The 19,472-nt window shown below is 54.0% G+C and carries 20 protein-coding genes; 7 read left to right on the forward strand and 13 right to left on the reverse strand.

What is annotated here, in order from left to right:
* The first annotated feature begins 48 nt into the window (after positions 1–48).
* The 5 genes from lpxC (at position 49) to ACT6RZ_RS01500 (ending at position 5,761) form a co-directional block, all read left to right on the forward strand.
* Positions 49–984, forward strand: coding sequence for a UDP-3-O-acyl-N-acetylglucosamine deacetylase (gene lpxC / locus ACT6RZ_RS01480; protein ID WP_444700410.1), 936 nt, complete (start codon positions 49–51; stop codon positions 982–984).
* A gap of 16 nt (positions 985–1,000) precedes the next feature.
* Positions 1,001–1,183, forward strand: a complete 183-nt coding sequence (locus tag ACT6RZ_RS01485; protein ID WP_444700411.1) for a hypothetical protein — start codon at positions 1,001–1,003, stop codon at positions 1,181–1,183.
* 126 nt (positions 1,184–1,309) lie between these two features.
* Entirely contained in the window at positions 1,310–3,310 is a 2,001-nt protein-coding gene (locus tag ACT6RZ_RS01490; protein ID WP_444700412.1) for a transglycosylase SLT domain-containing protein, read from the forward strand.
* Positions 3,311–3,544: 234 nt separating this feature from the next.
* Entirely contained in the window at positions 3,545–4,504 is a 960-nt protein-coding gene (locus tag ACT6RZ_RS01495) for a complex I NDUFA9 subunit family protein (RefSeq protein WP_444700413.1), read from the forward strand.
* Positions 4,505–4,549: 45 nt separating this feature from the next.
* Positions 4,550–5,761 (forward strand): multifunctional CCA addition/repair protein, encoded by a 1,212-nt coding sequence (locus ACT6RZ_RS01500; RefSeq protein ID WP_444700414.1) that lies wholly within the window; start codon positions 4,550–4,552, stop codon positions 5,759–5,761.
* Positions 5,762–5,940: 179 nt separating this feature from the next.
* Here ACT6RZ_RS01500 and ACT6RZ_RS01505 read toward each other — a convergent pair whose 3' ends face one another.
* Positions 5,941–7,356 carry an Eco57I restriction-modification methylase domain-containing protein gene (locus ACT6RZ_RS01505; RefSeq protein WP_444700415.1) on the reverse strand — a complete coding sequence of 472 codons (1,416 nt, stop codon included), beginning with the start codon at positions 7,354–7,356 and terminating at the stop codon, positions 5,941–5,943.
* Positions 7,357–7,668: 312 nt separating this feature from the next.
* Here ACT6RZ_RS01505 and ACT6RZ_RS01510 point away from each other — a divergent pair, with 312 nt between their 5' ends.
* On the forward strand, positions 7,669–8,058 hold the full coding sequence (locus ACT6RZ_RS01510) for a hypothetical protein (protein WP_444700416.1): 390 nt from the start codon (positions 7,669–7,671) through the stop codon (positions 8,056–8,058).
* Between the two features lie 36 nt (positions 8,059–8,094).
* On the opposite strand, the gene ACT6RZ_RS01515 is transcribed toward ACT6RZ_RS01510, so the two are convergent.
* From ACT6RZ_RS01515 to ACT6RZ_RS01570, 12 genes are all read right to left on the reverse strand, one after another.
* Positions 8,095–9,039, reverse strand: a complete 945-nt coding sequence (locus tag ACT6RZ_RS01515; RefSeq protein WP_444700417.1) for a sensor domain-containing diguanylate cyclase — start codon at positions 9,037–9,039, stop codon at positions 8,095–8,097.
* A 74-nt stretch (positions 9,040–9,113) separates the two neighbouring features.
* Positions 9,114–9,755, reverse strand: coding sequence for an SGNH/GDSL hydrolase family protein (locus tag ACT6RZ_RS01520; protein ID WP_444700418.1), 642 nt, complete (start codon positions 9,753–9,755; stop codon positions 9,114–9,116).
* A 32-nt stretch (positions 9,756–9,787) separates the two neighbouring features.
* Positions 9,788–10,138, reverse strand: coding sequence for an excalibur calcium-binding domain-containing protein (locus tag ACT6RZ_RS01525; RefSeq protein WP_444700419.1), 351 nt, complete (start codon positions 10,136–10,138; stop codon positions 9,788–9,790).
* A gap of 20 nt (positions 10,139–10,158) precedes the next feature.
* Entirely contained in the window at positions 10,159–10,383 is a 225-nt protein-coding gene (locus ACT6RZ_RS01530; RefSeq protein WP_444700420.1) for a DUF2788 domain-containing protein, read from the reverse strand.
* A gap of 41 nt (positions 10,384–10,424) precedes the next feature.
* A complete protein-coding gene (gene slmA / locus ACT6RZ_RS01535) occupies positions 10,425–11,018 on the reverse strand; it encodes a nucleoid occlusion factor SlmA (RefSeq protein WP_444700421.1) in 594 nt (197 codons plus the stop codon).
* A 47-nt stretch (positions 11,019–11,065) separates the two neighbouring features.
* Positions 11,066–11,737 (reverse strand): pyrimidine 5'-nucleotidase, encoded by a 672-nt coding sequence (locus tag ACT6RZ_RS01540; RefSeq protein ID WP_444700422.1) that lies wholly within the window; start codon positions 11,735–11,737, stop codon positions 11,066–11,068.
* 28 nt (positions 11,738–11,765) lie between these two features.
* Entirely contained in the window at positions 11,766–12,650 is an 885-nt protein-coding gene (gene argB / locus ACT6RZ_RS01545) for an acetylglutamate kinase (RefSeq protein WP_444700423.1), read from the reverse strand.
* A 207-nt stretch (positions 12,651–12,857) separates the two neighbouring features.
* On the reverse strand, positions 12,858–14,429 hold the full coding sequence (gene argA, locus ACT6RZ_RS01550) for an amino-acid N-acetyltransferase (RefSeq protein WP_444700424.1): 1,572 nt from the start codon (positions 14,427–14,429) through the stop codon (positions 12,858–12,860).
* 124 nt (positions 14,430–14,553) lie between these two features.
* Positions 14,554–15,726, reverse strand: coding sequence for a cyclopropane fatty acyl phospholipid synthase (gene cfa / locus ACT6RZ_RS01555; protein ID WP_444700425.1), 1,173 nt, complete (start codon positions 15,724–15,726; stop codon positions 14,554–14,556).
* 145 nt (positions 15,727–15,871) lie between these two features.
* Complete coding sequence (locus ACT6RZ_RS01560) at positions 15,872–16,789, reverse strand: AEC family transporter (protein WP_444700426.1); 918 nt, start codon at positions 16,787–16,789, stop codon at positions 15,872–15,874.
* Between the two features lie 30 nt (positions 16,790–16,819).
* Positions 16,820–17,965 (reverse strand): hypothetical protein, encoded by a 1,146-nt coding sequence (locus tag ACT6RZ_RS01565; protein ID WP_444700427.1) that lies wholly within the window; start codon positions 17,963–17,965, stop codon positions 16,820–16,822.
* Entirely contained in the window at positions 17,966–18,700 is a 735-nt protein-coding gene (locus ACT6RZ_RS01570; RefSeq protein WP_444700428.1) for a 16S rRNA (uracil(1498)-N(3))-methyltransferase, read from the reverse strand.
* A 213-nt stretch (positions 18,701–18,913) separates the two neighbouring features.
* Between ACT6RZ_RS01570 and ACT6RZ_RS01575 the strand changes: the two genes are divergently transcribed.
* Positions 18,914–19,465 (forward strand): thioredoxin family protein, encoded by a 552-nt coding sequence (locus ACT6RZ_RS01575; protein ID WP_444700429.1) that lies wholly within the window; start codon positions 18,914–18,916, stop codon positions 19,463–19,465.
* Positions 19,466–19,472 lie beyond the last annotated feature (7 nt).

The raw sequence follows: 19,472 nt of genomic DNA on the forward strand, positions 1-19,472 counted from the left end.
GTGGGATTGGCTTATAATAGTCGTCAGACACTGATAAAAGAGAAAACCATGTTAAAGCAACGCACGCTTAAACAACAGATTAGCGCGACCGGCGTCGGGCTGCACAGCGGTGAGAAAGTCACGCTGACGCTCAAACCCGCGCCTGCTGATCATGGTGTAGTGTTCAAGCGCATCGATTTGCCCGATGCGCCTGCCATGCGGGTCACCCCGACGGCAGTCAACGACACCCGCCTGAGCTCCGCCCTAGAGTTTTCAGGTGCGCGCGTTGCTACTGTGGAGCATTTGATGTCTGCCCTGGCCGGCCTGGGGGTAGACAATGTATTGATAGAATTAACGGCAGCCGAAGTGCCTATCATGGATGGCAGTTCGGGGCCGTTTATCTATCTGTTGCAAACGGCAGGTCTGGCCGAGCTGGACGTGCCCAAGAAATTTGTGCGCATCCTGAAACCGGTAGAAGTACAAGAGGGCGATAAATGGGCAAGATTTACGCCGCATCATGGTTTTAAAGCCGAATTCACCATTGATTTCGCACACCCGGTGTTCGAATTCTCCGGCAAGACCGTGACCATAGATTACGACAGCCAGAGTTATGTGGACGAGATCAGCCGTGCGCGCACCTTTGGCTTTATGCACGAGGTGGAATACCTGCGTGCCAATGGCCTGGCCAAAGGTGGCAGCCTGGATAACGCGATCGTGCTCGACGAGTATAAAGTGCTGAATGGCGGCGGTCTGCGCTATGAAGATGAGTTTGCCAAGCACAAAGTGCTGGATGCCATCGGCGATTTATATATCCTCGGTTACCCTATCGTCGGCCAGTTTTCGGCTTTCAAATCCGGCCATGCGCTCAACAATCAATTGCTACGCGCCTTGCTTAAAGACGACAGCGCCTGGGAGTACTGTAGTTTTGACGACAGCCAGGCGCCGGTCGGTTTTGTGCGGCAGCGTGATTACTTCAGCCCGGCGCCATTTTTGCCTGCGGCTTAAAGTGTAGATCAAGATCATGTGGTGGATACGGATATTATTTGCGGTGCTGGTGCTGAGTACCCTGGTGCTGGCCCTGCTAGGCTGGCAAACCGGCAACGCGCGCTATTGGCAATGGCTGAAAAAAGTATGGAAAGGCGGCTTTATCGTCTTGCTGCTGTTGCTGTTGTTTTTCTTTCTGAGTCGCCTGGCCAGAATTTGAGCGCCACCCTCTAAATACACGTGATGCGTAGTCTGCACTTCGGCTGCACCTTGGCAGGTAAATATTCTGTGCAGATAAATATTCAATCGGACGTGAGCATAGTAAGACCCTGTGATTAATTGACTCATGAAGACTACATTCCGCCATCTCTATTCCCTTACCGCCTGTCTCTTGGGCGCCAGCCTGCTGGTGCTGACCACCGCTGTTCGCGCCGGTGATACCGAGACTTACCTGCAGGCCAAACAGGCCTATCAGAGCAAGAACCTGCCGCTACTGACCGAGTCGCTGGAGACGCTGCGGCAGCGCCGCTCACCGCTGGCGCCTTATCTGCAGTACTGGCAAATGATACTGACCATGGATCAGCTCTCCTATTACCAGGTGCAGGCCTTTCTGCAGGAGAACAACGAGACACTGCTGGCACAACGCGTACGCGAACTCTGGCTCAAGCGGCTGGGGCGGGTGCAGTTCTGGGACCAGTTTGTCGAGATGCGGGCGCAGATCCCCAACTATTACAGCCTGAACGACACCGGTAACCAGTGTTTTCAGGTGCAGGCCGGTATCGCGCTGGATGACCCGACAGCTTACGAAGACGGCAAAACACTATTGCTGTCAGGCAAGGAACTGCCTGCCGATTGCCAGGGCATGCTGGAAGCCTTGCAACAGGTGGGCGTACTGGATGAGGCATTTCTGCTGACGCTTTACCGCAATGCCTTGTTTGCCAATAAGCCCGGCATGGCTAAAACACTGGCCAAACGCAGCCGAAAAACCGATACCACGCTGCTAAAACAGATAGATGACGTCGCGCAGAATCCGGCGCTGGTGCTCAAAAAGAACAATGTGCAGGATAAGTCAGCTTATGGCCGCGCGCTGTATCTGTACGCCATACATCGCCAGGCCAAGGCGGATATCGCCCTGGCGCAAAGCAGTTTCCAGAAATACAGCGCGGTGCTCAACAATGAGGAAAAGCAGCTGATGCAAGCGTATATCGCGCTGGAATCAGCCAGGAAACACGAGCCTGAGGCGCTCAAAGCGTTTGCTAAAGTCGAGCCGGCCAGCCTGAGTAATGAGCAGTGGGAATGGTATGCGCGCAGTGCATTACGCGAGCAGGACTGGACGGTGCTGCTGAAAGTCATAGGCAATATGCCCAATGCCCTGGCAGACGAGCACACCTGGCGCTACTGGAAAGCACGTGCGCTTAAGAGCAAGGGTCAGATCACCGAAGCCAATCTGTTACTGGCAAAGCTGTCGCAAGAACGCCATTTTTATGGCTGGCTGGCGGCTGAAGAGCTGGGCCCGGTGGCCGGTGAGCCTATGGCGACCTATCAGCCCGCCGATGATGAGGTGCGCCAGTTTGCCAGATTGCCGGCGATCAAGCGCATGGAAGCCTTGTTTGATGCCGACGCGCGCTATGAAGCCAGGCTGGAATGGATGTATCTGCTGGAGGCGCTGGATGACCCCACGCGCATCGTTGCCGCGCAATATGCGCTGCTCAAGGGCTGGTACGATCTGACCGTTCTGGCGGCCGATAAGACCAGCCGTACGCATAACTTCGAGTTACGCTACCCCACGCCTTACCGGGATTATCTGCAAAAGGCATCGAAAGCGCGCGAGATCGATGAAGCCTGGGTCTACGGTATCATCCGCCAGGAAAGCCGCTTTATGCACTATGCCAGATCATCGGTAGGCGCCGGCGGCTTGATGCAGGTGATGCCTGCCACCGCCAAGTGGATAGCCAAAAAGCTGGGCTGGAGCGGTTACAGCGATGCCATGCTGCATGACATAGATACCAATGTGAACCTCGGTACTTATTACATGCGCTATACGCTGGATACCTTTAACGGCCAGGAAGCGATGGCGACAGCCGCTTATAACGCAGGCCCCAGCCGCGCCAGGCGCTGGGCGGCCAACACGCCGCTGGAAGGTGCCATTTATGCAGAGACTATCCCGTTCGGCGAAACACGCAACTACGTGAAGAAAGTGCTGGCAAACGCGCACATGTATGCGCCCAGGCTGGGCTTGCCTGTCATCACACTGAAAAAACGCCTGGGGACTATCCCGGCCCGTAGTTCTGGCCTCGCCGAGACGGAAACGGTGACCACCACCATCACCATTTCAGAGCAGGAGTAAGCTAATCCGGCGTTTTTCTGTACAATCCTCTTTAAGCAGACGCTTGCGCTTGATACGTCATTAGCGCGCAGGCGGGGATCCAGTCTGGCGGCGGCCACCATAGTGGCTGCATCGCAAACAGCCAGGGTCCCATGGGTGATATAAGCAATATTTTTATGGGCAACAAGCGATGACGATGAAGACAGGTTTGCGCATAGCCTTCTTTAATACCAACATGCATCAGGAATCAGCGATATGAAGACAGTCACAGTATTAGGTGGTAGCGGTTTTGTCGGTAGCAGTGTGGTGGCCGGGCTGGATCAGGCCGGCTATCAGGTCAAGGTATTGACGCGCCGCAGGGAGCAGGCCAAACACCTGATATTGTTACCTTTTGTGCAAGTGGTCGAGTGCGATGTCAACGACCAGGGCGCATTGCGCGCACAGCTGGCCGGCAGCGACGTGGTGATCAACCTGATCGGCATCCTGCACCAGACCAGCGACAATGGTTTTGAGAAGATGCACCATCAGCTACCGCGTCGTGTGGCGCAGCTCTGTGTCGAGCTGGGCATCCCGCGGCTGCTGCAAATGAGCGCCTTGCAGGCGGCAGTCAGTGCCCCTAGCGAATACTTGCGCAGCAAGGCGGCCGGTGATGAGGCGGTGATGGAATGCAGCAAAAAACTGCAGGTGACTATCTTCCGTCCTTCGGTGATCTTTGGTGCACGTGACCGCTTTATCAACCTGTTTGCCAAGCTGATCCAGTATATTCCGGTGCTGGCGCTGGCGATGCCACAAGCCAAATTTCAGCCTATCTGGGTAGAAGATGTCGCCGCAGCCATCGTCAATGCGGTGGATGAGCCCGCTACCTATGGCAGAATCTACGAACTGGGTGGCCCGGCGATCATGACCTTGCAACAGGTGATGGAAGCCGTGATGAAAACCACAGGCGTACAACGACCTATCATAGGCTTGAGCACCAGGCTTTCGCTGCTGCAAGGCAGTTTTATGCAGTTGCTGCCTATCAAATTGTTATCGCGCGACAATGTGAAGTCCATGCAGGTCGATAACGTCTGCCAGCAGCCTATGGCCAATGAGCTGGGCGTAGTGCCTACCGATATGTTTGCGGTGATCTCCGGCTACCTGGTGAAAAATAATCCGCGTGGTGCTTATGATCAGTTTCGCGCTGCCGCTGGTCGCGTCATCAACGCCAGGCGCTGATGCGCCTTCTGTCGCGTGCATAGCGATCAAACCCAGGACCCGCTTATGAGAATCTACCAGGTAGGCGGCGCCGTGCGTGATGGCCTGCTAGGCCTGGCGGTCAAAGACCGCGATCATGTGGTCGTCGGTGCTACACCCGAGCAGATGCTGGCGGCTGGTTATCGCGCAGTCGGCAAGGATTTCCCGGTCTTTCTCCACCCCGTCACCAGGCAGGAGCACGCCCTGGCGCGCACCGAGCGTAAAACCGGCAAGGGTTACAAAGGCTTTAGCGTCTATGCCGCGCCGGAAGTGACGCTGGAAGAAGACCTCGCCCGGCGCGACTTCACCATGAATGCCATTGCCCAGGCCGAAGATGGCACGCTGGTAGACCCTTTCCACGGGCAGCAGGATATACAGAACAGACTGTTACGCCATGTCACCGCCGCCTTCAGCGAAGACCCGGTGCGCATCTTGCGTGCAGGACGCTTTCTGGCCCGCTTCACCGATTTCACTGTGGCACCAGAGACGCTGGCGCTGATGCGTGAAATGGTCACGGCTGGCGAAGTCGATGCCCTGGTGCCGGAGCGGGTCTGGCAGGAGATCGCCAAAGGCCTGATGGAAAAACAGCCTAGCCGCATGTTTGAAATGCTGCGTGACTGCGGCGCTTTGCAGGTGATACTGCCTGAGCTGGCGCGCCTGTGGGGCGTACCTCAGACGGCCCTCTACCACCCCGAAGTGGATACCGGCGTGCATGTCATGATGGTGATAGATTACGCTGCCAAACAAGGCTTCAGCTTGCCGGTGCGCTTTGCTGCCCTCACGCATGACCTGGGCAAGGGCACTACCCCGGCAGACGTACTGCCACGGCATATCGGCCATGAGTTGCGCAGTGTAGACCAGATACGCGATGTGGTGGCGCGGCTCAAAGTGCCCAATGACTGCAAGGACCTGGCGCTGGTAGTGGCAAAGTTTCATGGCAAACTGCACGCCGCCAGAGAAATGAAAGCCAGCACTTTGCTGAATTTTCTTGAGCAACTGGATGCGTTCAGGCAACGCTCTCGCTTTGATGATTTTCTGCTGGCATGCGAGAGTGACAGCCGCGGGCGCCTGGGGCTTGAGAACTGCCCGCTGGATGATGCCGAGCATCTGCGCAAGGCTTTGCAGGCCGCGCTGTCTGTCGATGCTGGCGCCATTGCCACACAGTGCAGCAACCCTGCTGCGATCAAACAGGCAGTGGCCGATGCCAGGGCCCATGCCATCGAAGCGGCACTGTTTTAAGTCAACGTCATCACCGGCCTGCTGTTCCGGCGTTCATGCGATAAAGCAGCATAGGCCGATCAGACGCTTACTTTAGAATAATCGCTATAAAAGCACATTCTCCCTGACCTTAGTTCCCGTATTGCAAGCTGACCTGCAAGACCTTGGCTTTAGGCCTCGTCGTCATCAGATGCCACAAATCACACCATACTGGCGATAAAATCTATTTCTGCCTGGGTCAGCCCGTATCTTGCGTAAAGCTTCTCGTCAGACCAGGCAGTTTGCATCGCCTGGTCTGGCACCAGTTTGTACATTTTTGCGCCGGTATCTTGTCTATGGTGAGACAGTAGCAGCATAAACCTGACAAAGCCGGTGTTGAGATAGGTCAGCATATTCTGTGCGCTGTTTAAATCATCAAAGCTGGCGATCAGCAGAAATGCATCGGTGCAGGCTGATGCTGGCTCAGCCAGCACTGGCTTGCCCATAGTGGGACTGCCGCTGCCTGACCTGGGGATCAACACCTTATACTGGCTGATCAAGTGTATGTTGACCGAGATCGCCTCTGCTTCCACATAAGCTTTGCCACCATGCTGATAGAGTGATATCACATTTTCAGAACGGTTGTCTTTGCCTTTAAAGGTGACTGGCAGGCCGAATGCTGTTCCAGCAACGACTTTACTTTCCAGCGTCTGCTGGCTGATGGCGGATACTTTTTGCAGGATAGGGATGGCCTCGTTATGGCGGATGAACAGGTGATTGCCATTCTCCTGTAGCGAGCGGGTCATGACAGAGCGCAATCCACCGGCATGGTAAGCGCTGACCTTGCAATCACCTGCTTTTCGCTGATCCCTGAGGAAATAACAAAGCCCGCCCTTGATTTGCATCCCCGCGATCAGATCGGTTGCGTCCGGGAAGTCATGCAGCTCTCTGATATGCCTGTCTGACAGCATGCTTTTCCTGAATGCCCCCAAGCCTTTACCATCTGCATACCAGCGGGCAGGGATGATCATCAACAGGAAATCGGGCGCCATTTTCTTCGCCTGTTGCACATATCGATGGTAGACAGGCGTTACGCTGGCGTTTGCGCGGTCATCACTCAGTTGTGCGGGCGGGATACCTAGGATCACATCAAACTTTATTTCATGGCCGAACAGCGTATTGGGGTCATCGCTATGGATAAATGGATAGGCGTCGCTTTGCTGCCTGGCTGCGTGCTTATTGCTGGCCTGGCGGGTGCCACAAAACCGGCACTTGCCGTTTTGCCACTGGTGTAGCGCTGGCTGGTAACGGATATTGCCTTGCACATCGGTGAACGCATTGCAGACAGAAGTGCAGCCGTTGGCGGTTCTTGAGCAGTAAACCCGCTGACGTGCCATGACTGCGTAGGGCGCGGTCAGCGCAATGCCATACAACTGGTTGGCGAATATATGGTTCAGACGCGCTTGGCGGTCGGGGATAAGTTTTTCCAGACCATGGTTCAGACGCCTGGCTATCTCGCGCAGCAGCTCACAGTGTCTGGCAACGGGGTCCAGGAACTTGGCATCCGGGTTTCGCCAAAGTTGGGCCGGCAACAGATCCAGTATCTGGTTTACGGTGTTTAGGGGTAAAGACCGCATGATGATTCAAGCAACAGCCAGGCCACGCAAAACATGCCGGCATTGAAATGGCCGCTGGCCGCAGGCTACTCCTGGCGATATGCATACGGTTTGCAGCTTGACCAGCGCGCGCATGGCATGGGTTAGGCGTCCATTTGTACAGGTGTCGCCGGACATTACGACACACTTTTTTAGCAGGATGTGATTTGTTGACATAGCTCATAGACCGTAAAGTTTGATGTTTACATAAGTTAAGGTAATCGATAGTTTAGTTTAAAACGTAATTATTTGATAGATGACGTAATTAAAGGTTAAGTGAAATAATCTGGAATAATGAATATAAAGCTGGAATTCTCAAAGCGGCTGGTGACAGCGATGGAGCAGCAGGGCTACTTGCCGCGAGCATCGGTGCTGGAGCGTGAATTCAATTTGCGCCATTTTGGCAAATCCATGACATTGCATGGGGTGAATAAATGGCTGAAAGGCGAATCTATCCCGCCTTTTGAAAAGATCATGACTTTAGCCGAGTGGCTGCAAGTGCCACCGGATGAATTGATGTTTGGTTTGGAGATCAAGCACAAGGTCGATAGAGCAAGAAAACGCTGGACCGATGATATCGGCTATCAGGAGCGCGAGTTGTTTGAAGTTTTTCTGGCCTTGCCTGCGCCACAGAAGAAGATCATCCGCGAGGTGATCCTGACCTTCAAGAAAGCGTTTGGATAAACAAGCTGTGCGCGTTGAGCTGTTGCAGGGATACGCTTACCCGGGCGCGCCAGCCATCACGGTGCGGTTACGGCCGCCATCTTTCGCCTGGTATAACAGGCTGTCGACAAACTCCACGAATGCCTTGGGTTGCTGATTGCTGGCGGGGATGATACTGGACACACCGATACTGATGGTCAGTAGCTGGCTGATGTTAGAGGCAGCATGCGGGATCTGCTGCTTGAAGATCAGGTTACGACAGCGTTCGGCGATCTTGATCGCAGAGGTTTCGTTGGTTTCCGGCAGGATCAATGCGAACTCCTCCCCGCCAAAGCGGGCAAAGAAATCCTTGGCGCGCAGGCCGGCAGCGTTCAAGGTATGCGCCACGCGTTTTAATACCTCATCGCCTTGCAGGTGCCCGTACAGATCATTGTATTGCTTGAAAAAATCAATATCTATCATGACCAGCGACAAGGGGTGCTGGTTACGTTTGGCTTCCAGCCATTCCTGTTCCAGCACAATATCAAACATGCGGCGGTTGGCGACTTCGGTCAGGCCATCCTTGTATGAGTACTCTTCCAGCTGTTTCTGCAACTCCAGTAATTGCTGCTCGGTCTTTTTACGTTCGCTGATATCAAACATAAAGCCTATCAGCGCTTCCGGCTCACCAGTGGGCGTGCGCACCACATGCACCACATCCCTGATCCAGACATAGTCGCCGGCTTTGGTCAGGGCGCGGTAATCGGCTTCGTGGTCTTCGCCCTGCAATGAGCGTTCCACGCAAAAGTTAACGATACGCTCGCGCTCGTCTTCGTGGATGCGGCTAACCCAGTCATCCACAGTTTTCCAGCTGTCTTGCGACCAGCCAAGTACCTGCTCTATCTGCGGGCCTATATAGGCGAACTGTTTGCTGGCCCAGTCTATCTTCCACGGAATGGCTTTGGTGGATTCCAGCAGGGTCTTGTAAATGGTGGTATCAGTTTCAGCGGGCGGTGTATGCATTTCGCGCACTTCTTTATCACAATATGTTAATCAGGTTACCCAACTGACCAGCACTAAGCAATAGCCCATCAGGCCTATTCAGGTAAGAAAGCGTTAACTTTTCTGGCCATCTCCAGGCCCAGCACACTGTGTTGATCAGCATCCAGGTGCACGCCATCTATGTGGCTGGCGCTGACCACGCTACCTGCGTCAAAGAAAGCACAGTCCAGCTGGCGGCACACCGCTGCATAAGCATCAGCCAGGCCTGTGCATTTGGCTTCTGCGCCTTTGAATTTGGGCGCGATCAGCCCTTTAGGGGGCAGTATGGGTGGCGGTGCGATTACCAGGATAGGTGGCACCGGCATGCCAGGTTCTATAGGCGCGCTGCGTATGCTGTGAACCAGGCTGGCAATACCCTGGCTGGCGTGCCAGGCCGTATGCGCATGCATGGATTGAAAGTCGTTGCTGCCCAGCATCAGGATCACTAAAGAAAGTGGCGAGTGTATCTCTATGCGCTGCGCCAGGCTTTGTTGCCCATTGCGGCCAGGCTTGAACGGGTCTTCGAACACAGTGCGGCGGCCGTTCAGGCAATCTTCTATCACACGCACAGCGCGACCCTGCTGGCTTAGCGCGATCTCCATCGCCCCTGGCCAGCGTTGCTCAAACGGCAGGCGTTGGCGCGTATCGGGGATGATGCCCCAGCTGAGCGAGTCTGAGTACACCAGGATATGTTGCATGCGCTACTCCTTCACGCCAGCCAGGCAGGGTCTCATTTTGAAGCCCGTTTGCACCACTGGCGCTCGCAAGGGTCGCCATCACGGTCGCCATCCATTTCGGTATCAGGGCAATTTGCCAGAAAGAAGCGTGCTTCAGCACAGGAGGTCATTTGCGAACAATGTGTGCGGCCATCACAACGACGGTTTGCTTGCACTGGTGCAACGCTAGCCGCAGCAGGCGCAGCTTCAACTTTGGCCGGTCGGCTAAAACGGACGGGCGCTTGTTCAAGCGCTGGCAAGTGCTGGGCTTGCCTGGCGTTGAACCAGGGCAGCAGCCAGTCATCCACCAACAGATAAGCGCCACACGCCAGTAAAACAAGCCCGAAGATCTTAAGGATATTCATGGGCCAGAACGTTTTTTTCGTTATTGGATATTCAGAAAGTGCTGAATCACCAGCTTGGCCAGAAAGCCGACCATACCCAGTGTCAGGGCCAGGAACAAGGCAAATGTCCCCACCTTGCCGGCCTTTGCCTTCCAGGCCAGGTTGCCAACGATAAAGATAAGGAAGAGTATTAGTGCGGCCAGGCCGTAAGTCATGCCGACTTCAGTCAGCTGGGCTTCGGTCATGCCAAAAATCGTGTTTTCCATGAATGAAGACTTTCAGTGGATGAAAATAAAGGTAAGCCGCCTTATTGCAGGCTGGCTGTGATCAGCTGCGTAATATGCTGTTCCAGATTTTCACTGGGTTTGCGCTTGAATCCGCTTTTGGCGAACGCGTGCCAGCGGCCGACCACAAAGCTGATCATGGTGTTGGCAGCCACACCGGCATTGGTGATAGTGTTGCCTTGTGCCTCGGCGATGCGCAGCGACTGTTTGACGCTGGCTTCCAGGCGGTCTATCAACTGGTTGATGCGTGCCTGCAAGGCTTCATCTTCATTGACCAGGGCATCGCCTATCAGTACGCGTGACATGCCGGGGTTGCGTTCGGCGAATCTCAGCATGGTTTGCAGCATCAGTTGCACCTGCTTGAGGCCGTCGGTTTCATCGCTGGTGATTTTATTGATCACACCAAACAGTGCGCCTTCAATAAACTCGATCAGGCCTTCAAACATTTTGGCTTTATTGGCAAAGTGGCGGTACAGCGCTGCTTCGGAGACTTCCAGTTTGCCTGCCAGAGCGGCAGTGGTGATCTTTTCGCCGCGTGGCGTTTGCAGCATGCTGGCCAGTGTTTCCAGGATCTGCTGTTTGCGGTTTGCTCTTATTTCTTTGTTGGTGGTCGCCATGATGTGTTCCCTGATCCCAGAATGCGTGTTGTTGTTTTGCGGCTATTTTAACCTGATTCGCCTGGGGCCGGAATGCAGCAGGCGTGTTTTTTCAATGGGCTGTGAGTGAGTGCCAACACATGCGGCAATCTATATTGCACAAAGTTTGGCTTGTGCAGGCGGCGGCTGATCCACACGGTGCGCATGCCCAGCCGTTTTGCGGTCATCAGGGCGGGCAGGCTGTCTTCGAACAGGGTGCAGTCGGCGGCGCAGCAACGCAACTGGCGTAGCAGCATGCGGAAACCGCGTACTGACGGTTTGGCATGAAAGCGCGATGATTCAACGCTGAACACCAGGGTGAAACAGTCGCTGATGCCCAATACTTTAAGCACCTGTACGGCATAGGCACGTGGTGCATTGGTAAACACGCATTTACGGCCAGGCAGGCGCTGCAATAACTGGCGTAATTGCCTGGTCGCCTGCACCATATCATCGGTGAGAAAAGCATGGGTCTCGGCCAGAAAATGGTGCGGGTCCACGCCGTGGTGGCGCATCAGCCCTTTCAGGGTGGCGCCATAAATGCGCCAGTAATGCTGGCGTAACTGATGGGCCGCTGGCTCTTCCAGCGTCAGCAGATCCATGATGTAACGCGTCATGGATTGATTCATGACCGGGAAGATATGCGCGGAGGCATCGTGCAGGGTGTCATCCAGATCAAAAATCCACACCCTGCGCGACATGACAAATAGGAATAAAGTGAGTGGTCGCTTACTTGGCTTTGATCAAAGTGCCTACACCCTCATCGGTCAGCACTTCCAGCAGCAAGGCGTGCTCGACACGGCCATCAATAATATGCACGGTTTTCACGCCGCTGCGTGCCGCATCCAGCGCAGAACTGATCTTAGGCAGCATGCCGCCGCTCAATGTGCCGTCGGCGACCAGGTCATCGATCTGTCTAGGCGTCAGCCCGGTCAGCAACTGGCCTTCTTTATCCAGCACGCCGGGCGTGTTGGTCAGTAAGATCAGTTTTTCGGCATTGAGGATCTCGGCCAGCTTGCCAGCCACCACATCGGCATTGATATTGTAGGTTTCACCGTCACGGCCCACCCCTATAGGTGCCACCACCGGGATAAAGTCACCGCTGTCGAGGAAGGTGATGATGCTGGGGTCTATCGCAGTGATCTCCCCCACCTGGCCGACATCTATCATTTTGGTCGGGTCTTTCAGGTCTTCCATCAGCAGCTTTTGGGCATGGATGAAATTACCGTCCTGGCCGGTCAGGCCGACCGCTTTGCCACCATGGCGGTTGATCAGGTTGACGATCTCTTTGTTCACCTGGCCGCCTAGCACCATTTCCACGACGTCCATGGTTTCTTCGTCGGTCACGCGCATGCCCTGGATAAACTCGCCTTTTTTGCCCAGCTTATCCAGCATCTCGTTGATCTGCGGGCCACCGCCATGCACGACTACCGGGTTCATACCCACCAGTTTCAGCAACACCACGTCCTGGGCGAAACATTCTTTCAGGCGTTCATCGGTCATGGCGTTGCCGCCGTATTTGATGACTATGGTTTTATCGAAAAAGCGTTTGATGTAAGGCAGGGCTTCGGCGAGGGTTTGCGCCTTGTGGGCGGCTTTTGATATGTTCATCATATGGATTTGCGATTAAGAATATGCGTATTCTATCTGCTGACAGTTAAACAGTGAATGCATAGTGCGCTTAATTTTACTCAGGATGTTGAATAAGAAGCCGGTTTGCCAACTTTGTTCAACTTTATTCGCTTTAGATGAAGCAATTAAGACATTGCAAGCGCTGGCTGTGGTTGAGCTGACAGGCGCGGGTCAGCGCCGCGCGTCTGGTCAGCTCAGTACCTTCACAAACACTTTGGATTTGCGTTGCAGATTATATAGCTGCTGTTTTTCTTGCGGCAACTGATCCACAGTCTGTTCAGTAAAGCCGCGCTCCAGAAACCAGTGCTCGGTGCGTGTCGTCAGGCAGAACAATAATTGATGCCCCATGGCTTTTGCCTGCTCCTGACAGTAATTGAACAGTTTGTCACCGCGCCCGCCGCCGCGATAGGCCGGGTCTATCGCCAGGCAGGCGAATTCGACCATTTTCTCGGCCGGGAAGGGGTATAAGGCGGCGCAGCCTATTACCCGGTTATCATGTTCCATGACATAGAAATAGTTGATCTCCATTTCAATGCGCTCACGTCCGCGCCGCACCAGTATGCCTTCATTCTCCAGCGGCTCTATCAGCATGAGTATGCCGCCTACGTCGTCGATATTGGCCTGGCGCATGGTTTCCAGTGGCAGCTCGGTGATCATGGTGCCTATGCCCTGGCGGGTGAATAGCTCCTGGATAATGGCGCCGTCTATATGTCTTGAGATCAGATGCGTCCTGGCGACACCATGCTCGCAGGCACGCACGGCCGCGGGCAGGTAGTAATTCACATCTTCCGAAATGTTGATGGGTTCATCACTCTCCTGCACATTGCGCAGCATGTTCTTGGCTTTGGCCGAAGTCATCTCGCGCAACAGTTCGCCACGCAGATTGTGTATGCCTTCGGTGCCCATGAGAAAGATCAGTTTTTCCGCATCCAGTGCGATCGCCGCGCTGACTGCCACATCTTCCAGTGTCAGGTTAAAGATCTCGCCAGTGGGCGAATAGCCCATAGGCGAAAGCAGCACCAGTTCGCCATCGTCCAGCCGTTTCTGGATGCCGACCGCATCGATCTTGCGCACTTCGCCGGTATGTTGCAGATCTACGCCGTCGCGCACACCCAGAGGTTTGGCAGTGACAAAATTGCCACTCGCCACCCGGATATCACTGCCGGCCATCGGCGAGTTGGAAATGCCCATGGACAGCAGCGATTCTATTTCCACCCGCACTGTGCCATTGGCTTCTTTCACGGCTTCCATCGCCGTATCATCGGTGATGCGCAGGCCGTTATGCATTTTGGGGATCAGGTGGTCGCGCTTAAGCCGTTGCTCGATCTGCGGCCGTGCGCCGTGCACTAGCACCAGGCGCACTTCCAGGCTGGCCAGCAGGTTCAGATCGTGCGAAAGCGCGATAAACTGTTGCTCGCTGACGACTTCGCCGCCAAAGGCGATCACGAAGGTACTGCCGCCAAAGGCATGGATATACGGCGCGGCAGAGCGGAACCAGTGTACAAAGTCTTTGCTGTTGGCACTGGAGAGGATGGCTGGTGGCGTATTGGTCAGGTTGCTGGGCGTCAGGTCGGCGTCGTATAAACGACCTGGCGTGGTGCTCATGGCCTGAGCGGCCGCGCGCAACAGGGCGTCAGAAATACCGATCTCGCCGCGTTCTATGCGCGACAGATTGCTGGTATCCGTGCCCATGCGTGCCGCCAGCTGCTGTAAAGTTAGATTTTGCGATTTTCGCAAATTTCTGATGTTTGAGCCTATCATTTCTGCGAGTTGTTAAGTTAATTTGCAAAACAATAAATCAATTTGGTTTTTTATGCAAATTAAACATAAAAAATGACGGCCTAAGCCGTCATGTTAAATGATACAGAGAGAGACGACGTTCACATCAACTTTTGGCTCCCGGGCGCACCGAGCGGTAAACGCGGTTGCTCTGCCGCTTGCTCAGTACCAGTTGCCAAAGCTGCCCTTGCCGCGAGCGGAAATACCCGGCACAACACATCAGGTAGTATTTCCACATGCGGTAAAAACTTTCATCATATTTAAACTGCAGTTCCGGCCAGGCACGGCTGAATTTATCCCACCAGGCCATCAGCGTGCGGTCATAATCCGGGCCGAAATTATGCCAGTCCTCGATCAGGAATTTTTTCTCTATGGCATCGCTTACCTCGCTGGCAGAAGGCAGTTTGCCGTTAGGGAAGATATAGCGGTCTATCCAGGCATCGGTATACAGTGCGGTCTTGTGGTTGCCTATGGTGTGCAGCAAAAACAGGCCGTTGTCTTTTAGCAGCCTATGCACGGTGGCAAAATAAATCGGGTAGTTTTTTGGCCCTACATGTTCAAACATGCCTACAGACACGATCTTGTCGAACTGCCCCTGCAATTTGCGGTAATCCATCAGCTGTATATCAACCGACAAACCGGCGCAACGCTCTTTTGCCATGGCCTGCTGTTCTACCGACACGGTGATGCCCAGCACATTGACCGCATAATGCTGCGCCATATGTTTGGCCAGCCCGCCCCAGCCACAGCCTATCTCGAGTACATGCTCGCCTGGCTGCAGGTCCAGTTTGCGGCATATCATGTCCAGCTTTTGCGTCTGTGCTTCTTCCAACGTGTGGGCGTTTTCCCAATAGGCACACGAGTAGCTCATGCTTGAATCCAGCATCGCTTCAAACACGTCATTGCCGATATCGTAGTGCAGTTGCGCGACCTGGAAGGCGCGCTCGGGTGCCTGCAGGTTGAACAGGGCATGTCTGAGGATATCGCCCAACAGCTGCAGTTTGCCCCAGCCGCCCATGTCTTCATCAATGTCGGCGCGCATCACGCGGGTGAAGAATTCATCCAGGCGGCTGCAGTCCCAGCGACCTTCGATATAGGCCTGGCCAAAACCCAGTGTGCCGCGGGTGAGCACATCGCGATACACGCTTTCGTCATAGACCTGTATATCCCACGGCGCATCGCCGTTGATGGTGATGCCAGTCTTGCCCAGCAGTTTGACCAGGGTTTCTGGTGGCGCAGGCTGTTGCGCCACAAAATGATTCAATGTAGTTTTTGGCATCGCGGTGAAACTCCTCCAAAACGCATACAGATCACACAGGATTCAGCGCTATCTTAAACCGCCGCAGATCGTCTGAATACTCGTTATATAACGTATGAAGATTGACCAGCGATTGCGGGATTTGTTCTGCCGGCGGCAACGGTCATTAATGCGATAGCAACTGAAACCACACCGGCAGCGTGAAAATACTGATGAACGTGGTGGAGAACACGGCGGCGGCATACAGTGCGCCATCCAAATGGTAGCGTTCGCAGATGATGACGCCGAACACCATGGTCGGCATGGCGCTCAATAAGGTGATGGCAGTCAGCGTGTGCCCGCCCAGCCCCAGCCACTCCGCCACCAGCATGGCAGCCAGCGGCGCCAGCAGCAGGCCTATGATGCACACCGGCAATAACTTGGGGATCAGCGCCAGCCTGAAACTATCCCAGCGTATGCTCATGCCCAGGGCGATCAGCATCAGCGGTATCACGCCACCGGCCAGGGTGTGCAGGGCATGGCCCAGCATCTCTGGTTGCGCCACCTGCGCCAGGTTGAGCAGGCAGGCGATCAGCAGCGCCCATAGCGGCGGCACACGCAGCAATTCACGCAACGGGTTAGACCTGCCCTCGCTCTTGCCATAAGCCTGTGCCATCAGCATGCCTACGGATAATAAGATAGGCGTGCAGGCAAACAGATCAAACTTGAGCACCATCTCCTGTGCCCAGTCGCCCAGCACTTCGCTGGTCACCGGCAAGCCCAGATAGGTCGCATTGGGGAAGGTGGCCGCCAGCATCAGCGCGCCTTGCTGCGCACGCGACAGTGGTTTAAAGCGGTTAAACGCTTGCAGGCATAACCACATCAAGCCGGCTGCAGTGGCCAGTCTGGTGATGGCAGTGAGCTGGATGCTGAAAGTATCCGCATCCAATGGTGCCTGCCACAGCACATCTATGACTAATGCCGGCAACAGGATATAAAACACCAGGTCGGTCAGCGCCCGCCTGTGCGAGGTGGCCGAGATATGGTCAGGCGCGAACCGCTGCCAGGCAATGCCTGCCATGATCAGCAGCGCCATTTGTAGCATGACTTGAAACATTCTGAGCCTTAGCTTGAATTATGATGAGTTGGCGTCAAATTTTTCAATTGAACGCAACCAAGAGTAACCAAAATAACCACTTTTGATGCTGATACGTAAGTGCTTTCCTTGCTCGGCGCGCAGGTAATCATTCAGTGAAACGGATAGTTCACCGGGTAACGGTGGATTTGCCGGATAGAGGCTTAAATGGTAGGTGTCATAATTGCTGCGCCTGCCATGATGATGAATCTTGTATTTATTGGTGACAACAACTTCTTGATAGATGGTTGCCTGTGGTTCCAGGCGCATATTAAGGTCGTATAGCCAGCCATAGCTGGCAAATGCCAGGCCTGAAAATCCGATGATGCACACTTCTGCCAGGATCAGATGGCGCCTCGCTGAAGCTTTTACATAGCTTAAGACGAACCCCAGCATCAGGCCGGCTCCGATTAAAGCAATGCTGATGGCTGTAGGAATCATCGCCAATGGCGTGAATAGCTGGTTATCCCGGAAAAGAAAGAAGCGGATAAACTCTAATCCCCCTAATACTGCAATGGTGGAGCTGATGGCCAGGATAATTGCAGTATTGCGTTGAGAAGGTACTTTCCAGAAATGTGGCGATGCCAGGGGTTTTTCCTGTAGCGCATGTGCTAATTGTTGCAGTAATTCTAACTTTTCGCCTATGAAAGCTTCTTGAGTGTTGCCTTCTTTATCGGGATTAACGATTTTTAAAAATAAGTGTTCGCCATCGCAAATCAATTGATTGCCAGGGTTAATGAATGGATCCCTTTTGTTTTTACTCAGGATTGCCAGGATTTGCTTTGGCAATTGAGCATGTTGACCAATAAAGTCGGCATCGTTTTCTGTAATGCCGGTCAGGTAAATGTGTTGATCGAGATCGTTGTGACCAGTTTGGCATTCATAAGCCAGGCCTATCTGTTTTGACCAGCGATCAAACCAGTGCTCACGTCTGGCAGCAAATTGAATACTTGTTTTACAGGCAAGCTCTAAATAGCCGAAGGAAGGTGCCTTTTCATGTGTGGGAGACCACTCGTATTTATATTTTCCATGCACAGGAATCAGATTTGTTGGACGATTCTGTAATTCGGATTTTAAACTCAGCTTTTGTTGCAATCGAATCATCGTTGCAATCACCGTTGTAAAAATACCGATATAAAACCACATTTAAAAATCGCCCCACAAGGTTTGCATGCTGGCGATCGCCGTCACTGCGGCGGTTTCAGTTCTCAGTATCCTTGGTCCTAACACTATGGATTGAAAATGGTGTTGTGTAGCCAGTGCGATCTCGCTGCTACTTAAGCCGCCTTCAGGGCCTATCAGCAAGTGTATGTGCGCAGAGGGTTTAGCTAGTTGTGCCAGGCGTTTCGCGCCCACCGGGTTCAACAATATATTCAGGCTGGCGTGTGTCTCATGCTGGCCCAGCCATTGTGCCAGTGTGACTGGCGCATGCACCAGCGGCAGTAAGGCGCGGCCGCTTTGTTCACAGGCGGCGATCGCCACACCTTGCCAGTGCTCTACACGCTTGCCGGCGCGGTCGCCACTCAGCTTGGTCACGCTGCGTTCGGTTGTCAGCGGGAAGATCTCGGTCACGCCTAATTCAACCGCTTTCTGTATGGTGTAATCCATGCGGTCGCCGCTGGAGATGCCCTGTAGCAGGCGAATATTCAGTGGCGATTCATTACTCGCGGCGGTGCGGCCCAGCACTTCGACATACGCGGATTTTTTCTCGATAGTAGTCAGTGCGCACTGGTAATCAAAGCCGTCGCCACTGAATAAAACCAGCGTATCACCCGCTTTGAGGCGCATGACGCGTATGGCATGCGTGGCAGCATTCTCGCTGAGTGCTGTGGTGTTGCCTATGGCGAGAGGGGTGGGGCTGTAAAAGCGTAAGTTACTCATGTCTCACATTGTAACCAAAATGGCGGATGCTTACATTGGCCAGCGGCATACACCTGCGCGACTTAATCACGTACCATACACTTTTTGGGATGGTGCTGAAGAGTGATGATGGCTACGGCCGCTACACTTAACATCGGTTTCACCGAGTTAGCCTTCGCCCAAATTGCACAAAGTTATATAGTGAAGTTCTAGAAAGTCTTTGAAAGGAATCACATGGCTAGTATCAATCCCCCAGCATGCAATTTTGGCTGGAAAGCCCCGCAATTCAGGCTGCCTGATGTCAATGGCAAGCTGGTCGATCTTGAAGGCAGCATGGGTGACCAAGGCCTGCTGGTCATGTTTATCTGCAACCATTGCCCGTATGTGAAAGCGATCCTGCCGCGCCTGATAGCCGATGTCACTGAGTTGCAGGCATTAGGCATCAATACCGTCGCCATCATGTCCAACGACCCGGCTGATTACCCTGAAGATAGCCCGGAGAATATGAAAAAACTGTCTGCAGAACTGGCGCTGCCTTTCCCTTACCTGTTTGATGAAAGCCAGCAGATCGCACAGGCCTATGATGCGGTATGCACGCCAGACTTTTTTGGGTTCAATAAAGATTTTGCCTTGCAATACCGTGGCCGCTTTGACGAGAGCCGCAAGGAGACTGCGCCCGATAGCAGCCGCGATTTATTCAAGGCCATGAAGCAAGTCTCACAGACTGGCCATGGGCCAAAAGCGCAGGTGCAGAGTATCGGTTGCTCTATCAAGTGGAAAGCGTGACGGGCGC

The sequence above is a fragment of the Methylophilus sp. genome, assembly GCF_052437885.1.
GTDB lineage: Bacteria > Pseudomonadota > Gammaproteobacteria > Burkholderiales > Methylophilaceae > Methylophilus.

Excerpts from the sequence above, each read along its gene's own strand:
- ACT6RZ_RS01570 (WP_444700428.1), bottom strand. The coding sequence starts at position 18,700 with ATGAGTAACTTACGCTTTTACAGCCCCACCCCTCTCGCCATAGGCAAC.
- ACT6RZ_RS01565 (WP_444700427.1), bottom strand. The coding sequence starts at position 17,965 with ATGTGGTTTTATATCGGTATTTTTACAACGGTGATTGCAACGATGATT.
- ACT6RZ_RS01525 (WP_444700419.1), bottom strand. The coding sequence starts at position 10,138 with ATGAATATCCTTAAGATCTTCGGGCTTGTTTTACTGGCGTGTGGCGCT.
- ACT6RZ_RS01520 (WP_444700418.1), bottom strand. The coding sequence starts at position 9,755 with ATGCAACATATCCTGGTGTACTCAGACTCGCTCAGCTGGGGCATCATC.
- slmA (WP_444700421.1), bottom strand. The coding sequence starts at position 11,018 with ATGGCGACCACCAACAAAGAAATAAGAGCAAACCGCAAACAGCAGATC.
- ACT6RZ_RS01490 (WP_444700412.1), top strand. The coding sequence starts at position 1,310 with ATGAAGACTACATTCCGCCATCTCTATTCCCTTACCGCCTGTCTCTTG.
- ACT6RZ_RS01560 (WP_444700426.1), bottom strand. The coding sequence starts at position 16,789 with ATGCTACAAATGGCGCTGCTGATCATGGCAGGCATTGCCTGGCAGCGG.
- ACT6RZ_RS01495 (WP_444700413.1), top strand. The coding sequence starts at position 3,545 with ATGAAGACAGTCACAGTATTAGGTGGTAGCGGTTTTGTCGGTAGCAGT.
- ACT6RZ_RS01530 (WP_444700420.1), bottom strand. The coding sequence starts at position 10,383 with ATGGAAAACACGATTTTTGGCATGACCGAAGCCCAGCTGACTGAAGTC.
- ACT6RZ_RS01485 (WP_444700411.1), top strand. The coding sequence starts at position 1,001 with ATGTGGTGGATACGGATATTATTTGCGGTGCTGGTGCTGAGTACCCTG.
- cfa (WP_444700425.1), bottom strand. The coding sequence starts at position 15,726 with ATGCCAAAAACTACATTGAATCATTTTGTGGCGCAACAGCCTGCGCCA.
- ACT6RZ_RS01540 (WP_444700422.1), bottom strand. The coding sequence starts at position 11,737 with ATGTCGCGCAGGGTGTGGATTTTTGATCTGGATGACACCCTGCACGAT.
- argA (WP_444700424.1), bottom strand. The coding sequence starts at position 14,429 with ATGATAGGCTCAAACATCAGAAATTTGCGAAAATCGCAAAATCTAACT.
- argB (WP_444700423.1), bottom strand. The coding sequence starts at position 12,650 with ATGATGAACATATCAAAAGCCGCCCACAAGGCGCAAACCCTCGCCGAA.
- ACT6RZ_RS01575 (WP_444700429.1), top strand. The coding sequence starts at position 18,914 with ATGGCTAGTATCAATCCCCCAGCATGCAATTTTGGCTGGAAAGCCCCG.
- lpxC (WP_444700410.1), top strand. The coding sequence starts at position 49 with ATGTTAAAGCAACGCACGCTTAAACAACAGATTAGCGCGACCGGCGTC.
- ACT6RZ_RS01500 (WP_444700414.1), top strand. The coding sequence starts at position 4,550 with ATGAGAATCTACCAGGTAGGCGGCGCCGTGCGTGATGGCCTGCTAGGC.
- ACT6RZ_RS01505 (WP_444700415.1), bottom strand. The coding sequence starts at position 7,356 with ATGCGGTCTTTACCCCTAAACACCGTAAACCAGATACTGGATCTGTTG.
- ACT6RZ_RS01510 (WP_444700416.1), top strand. The coding sequence starts at position 7,669 with ATGAATATAAAGCTGGAATTCTCAAAGCGGCTGGTGACAGCGATGGAG.
- ACT6RZ_RS01515 (WP_444700417.1), bottom strand. The coding sequence starts at position 9,039 with ATGCATACACCGCCCGCTGAAACTGATACCACCATTTACAAGACCCTG.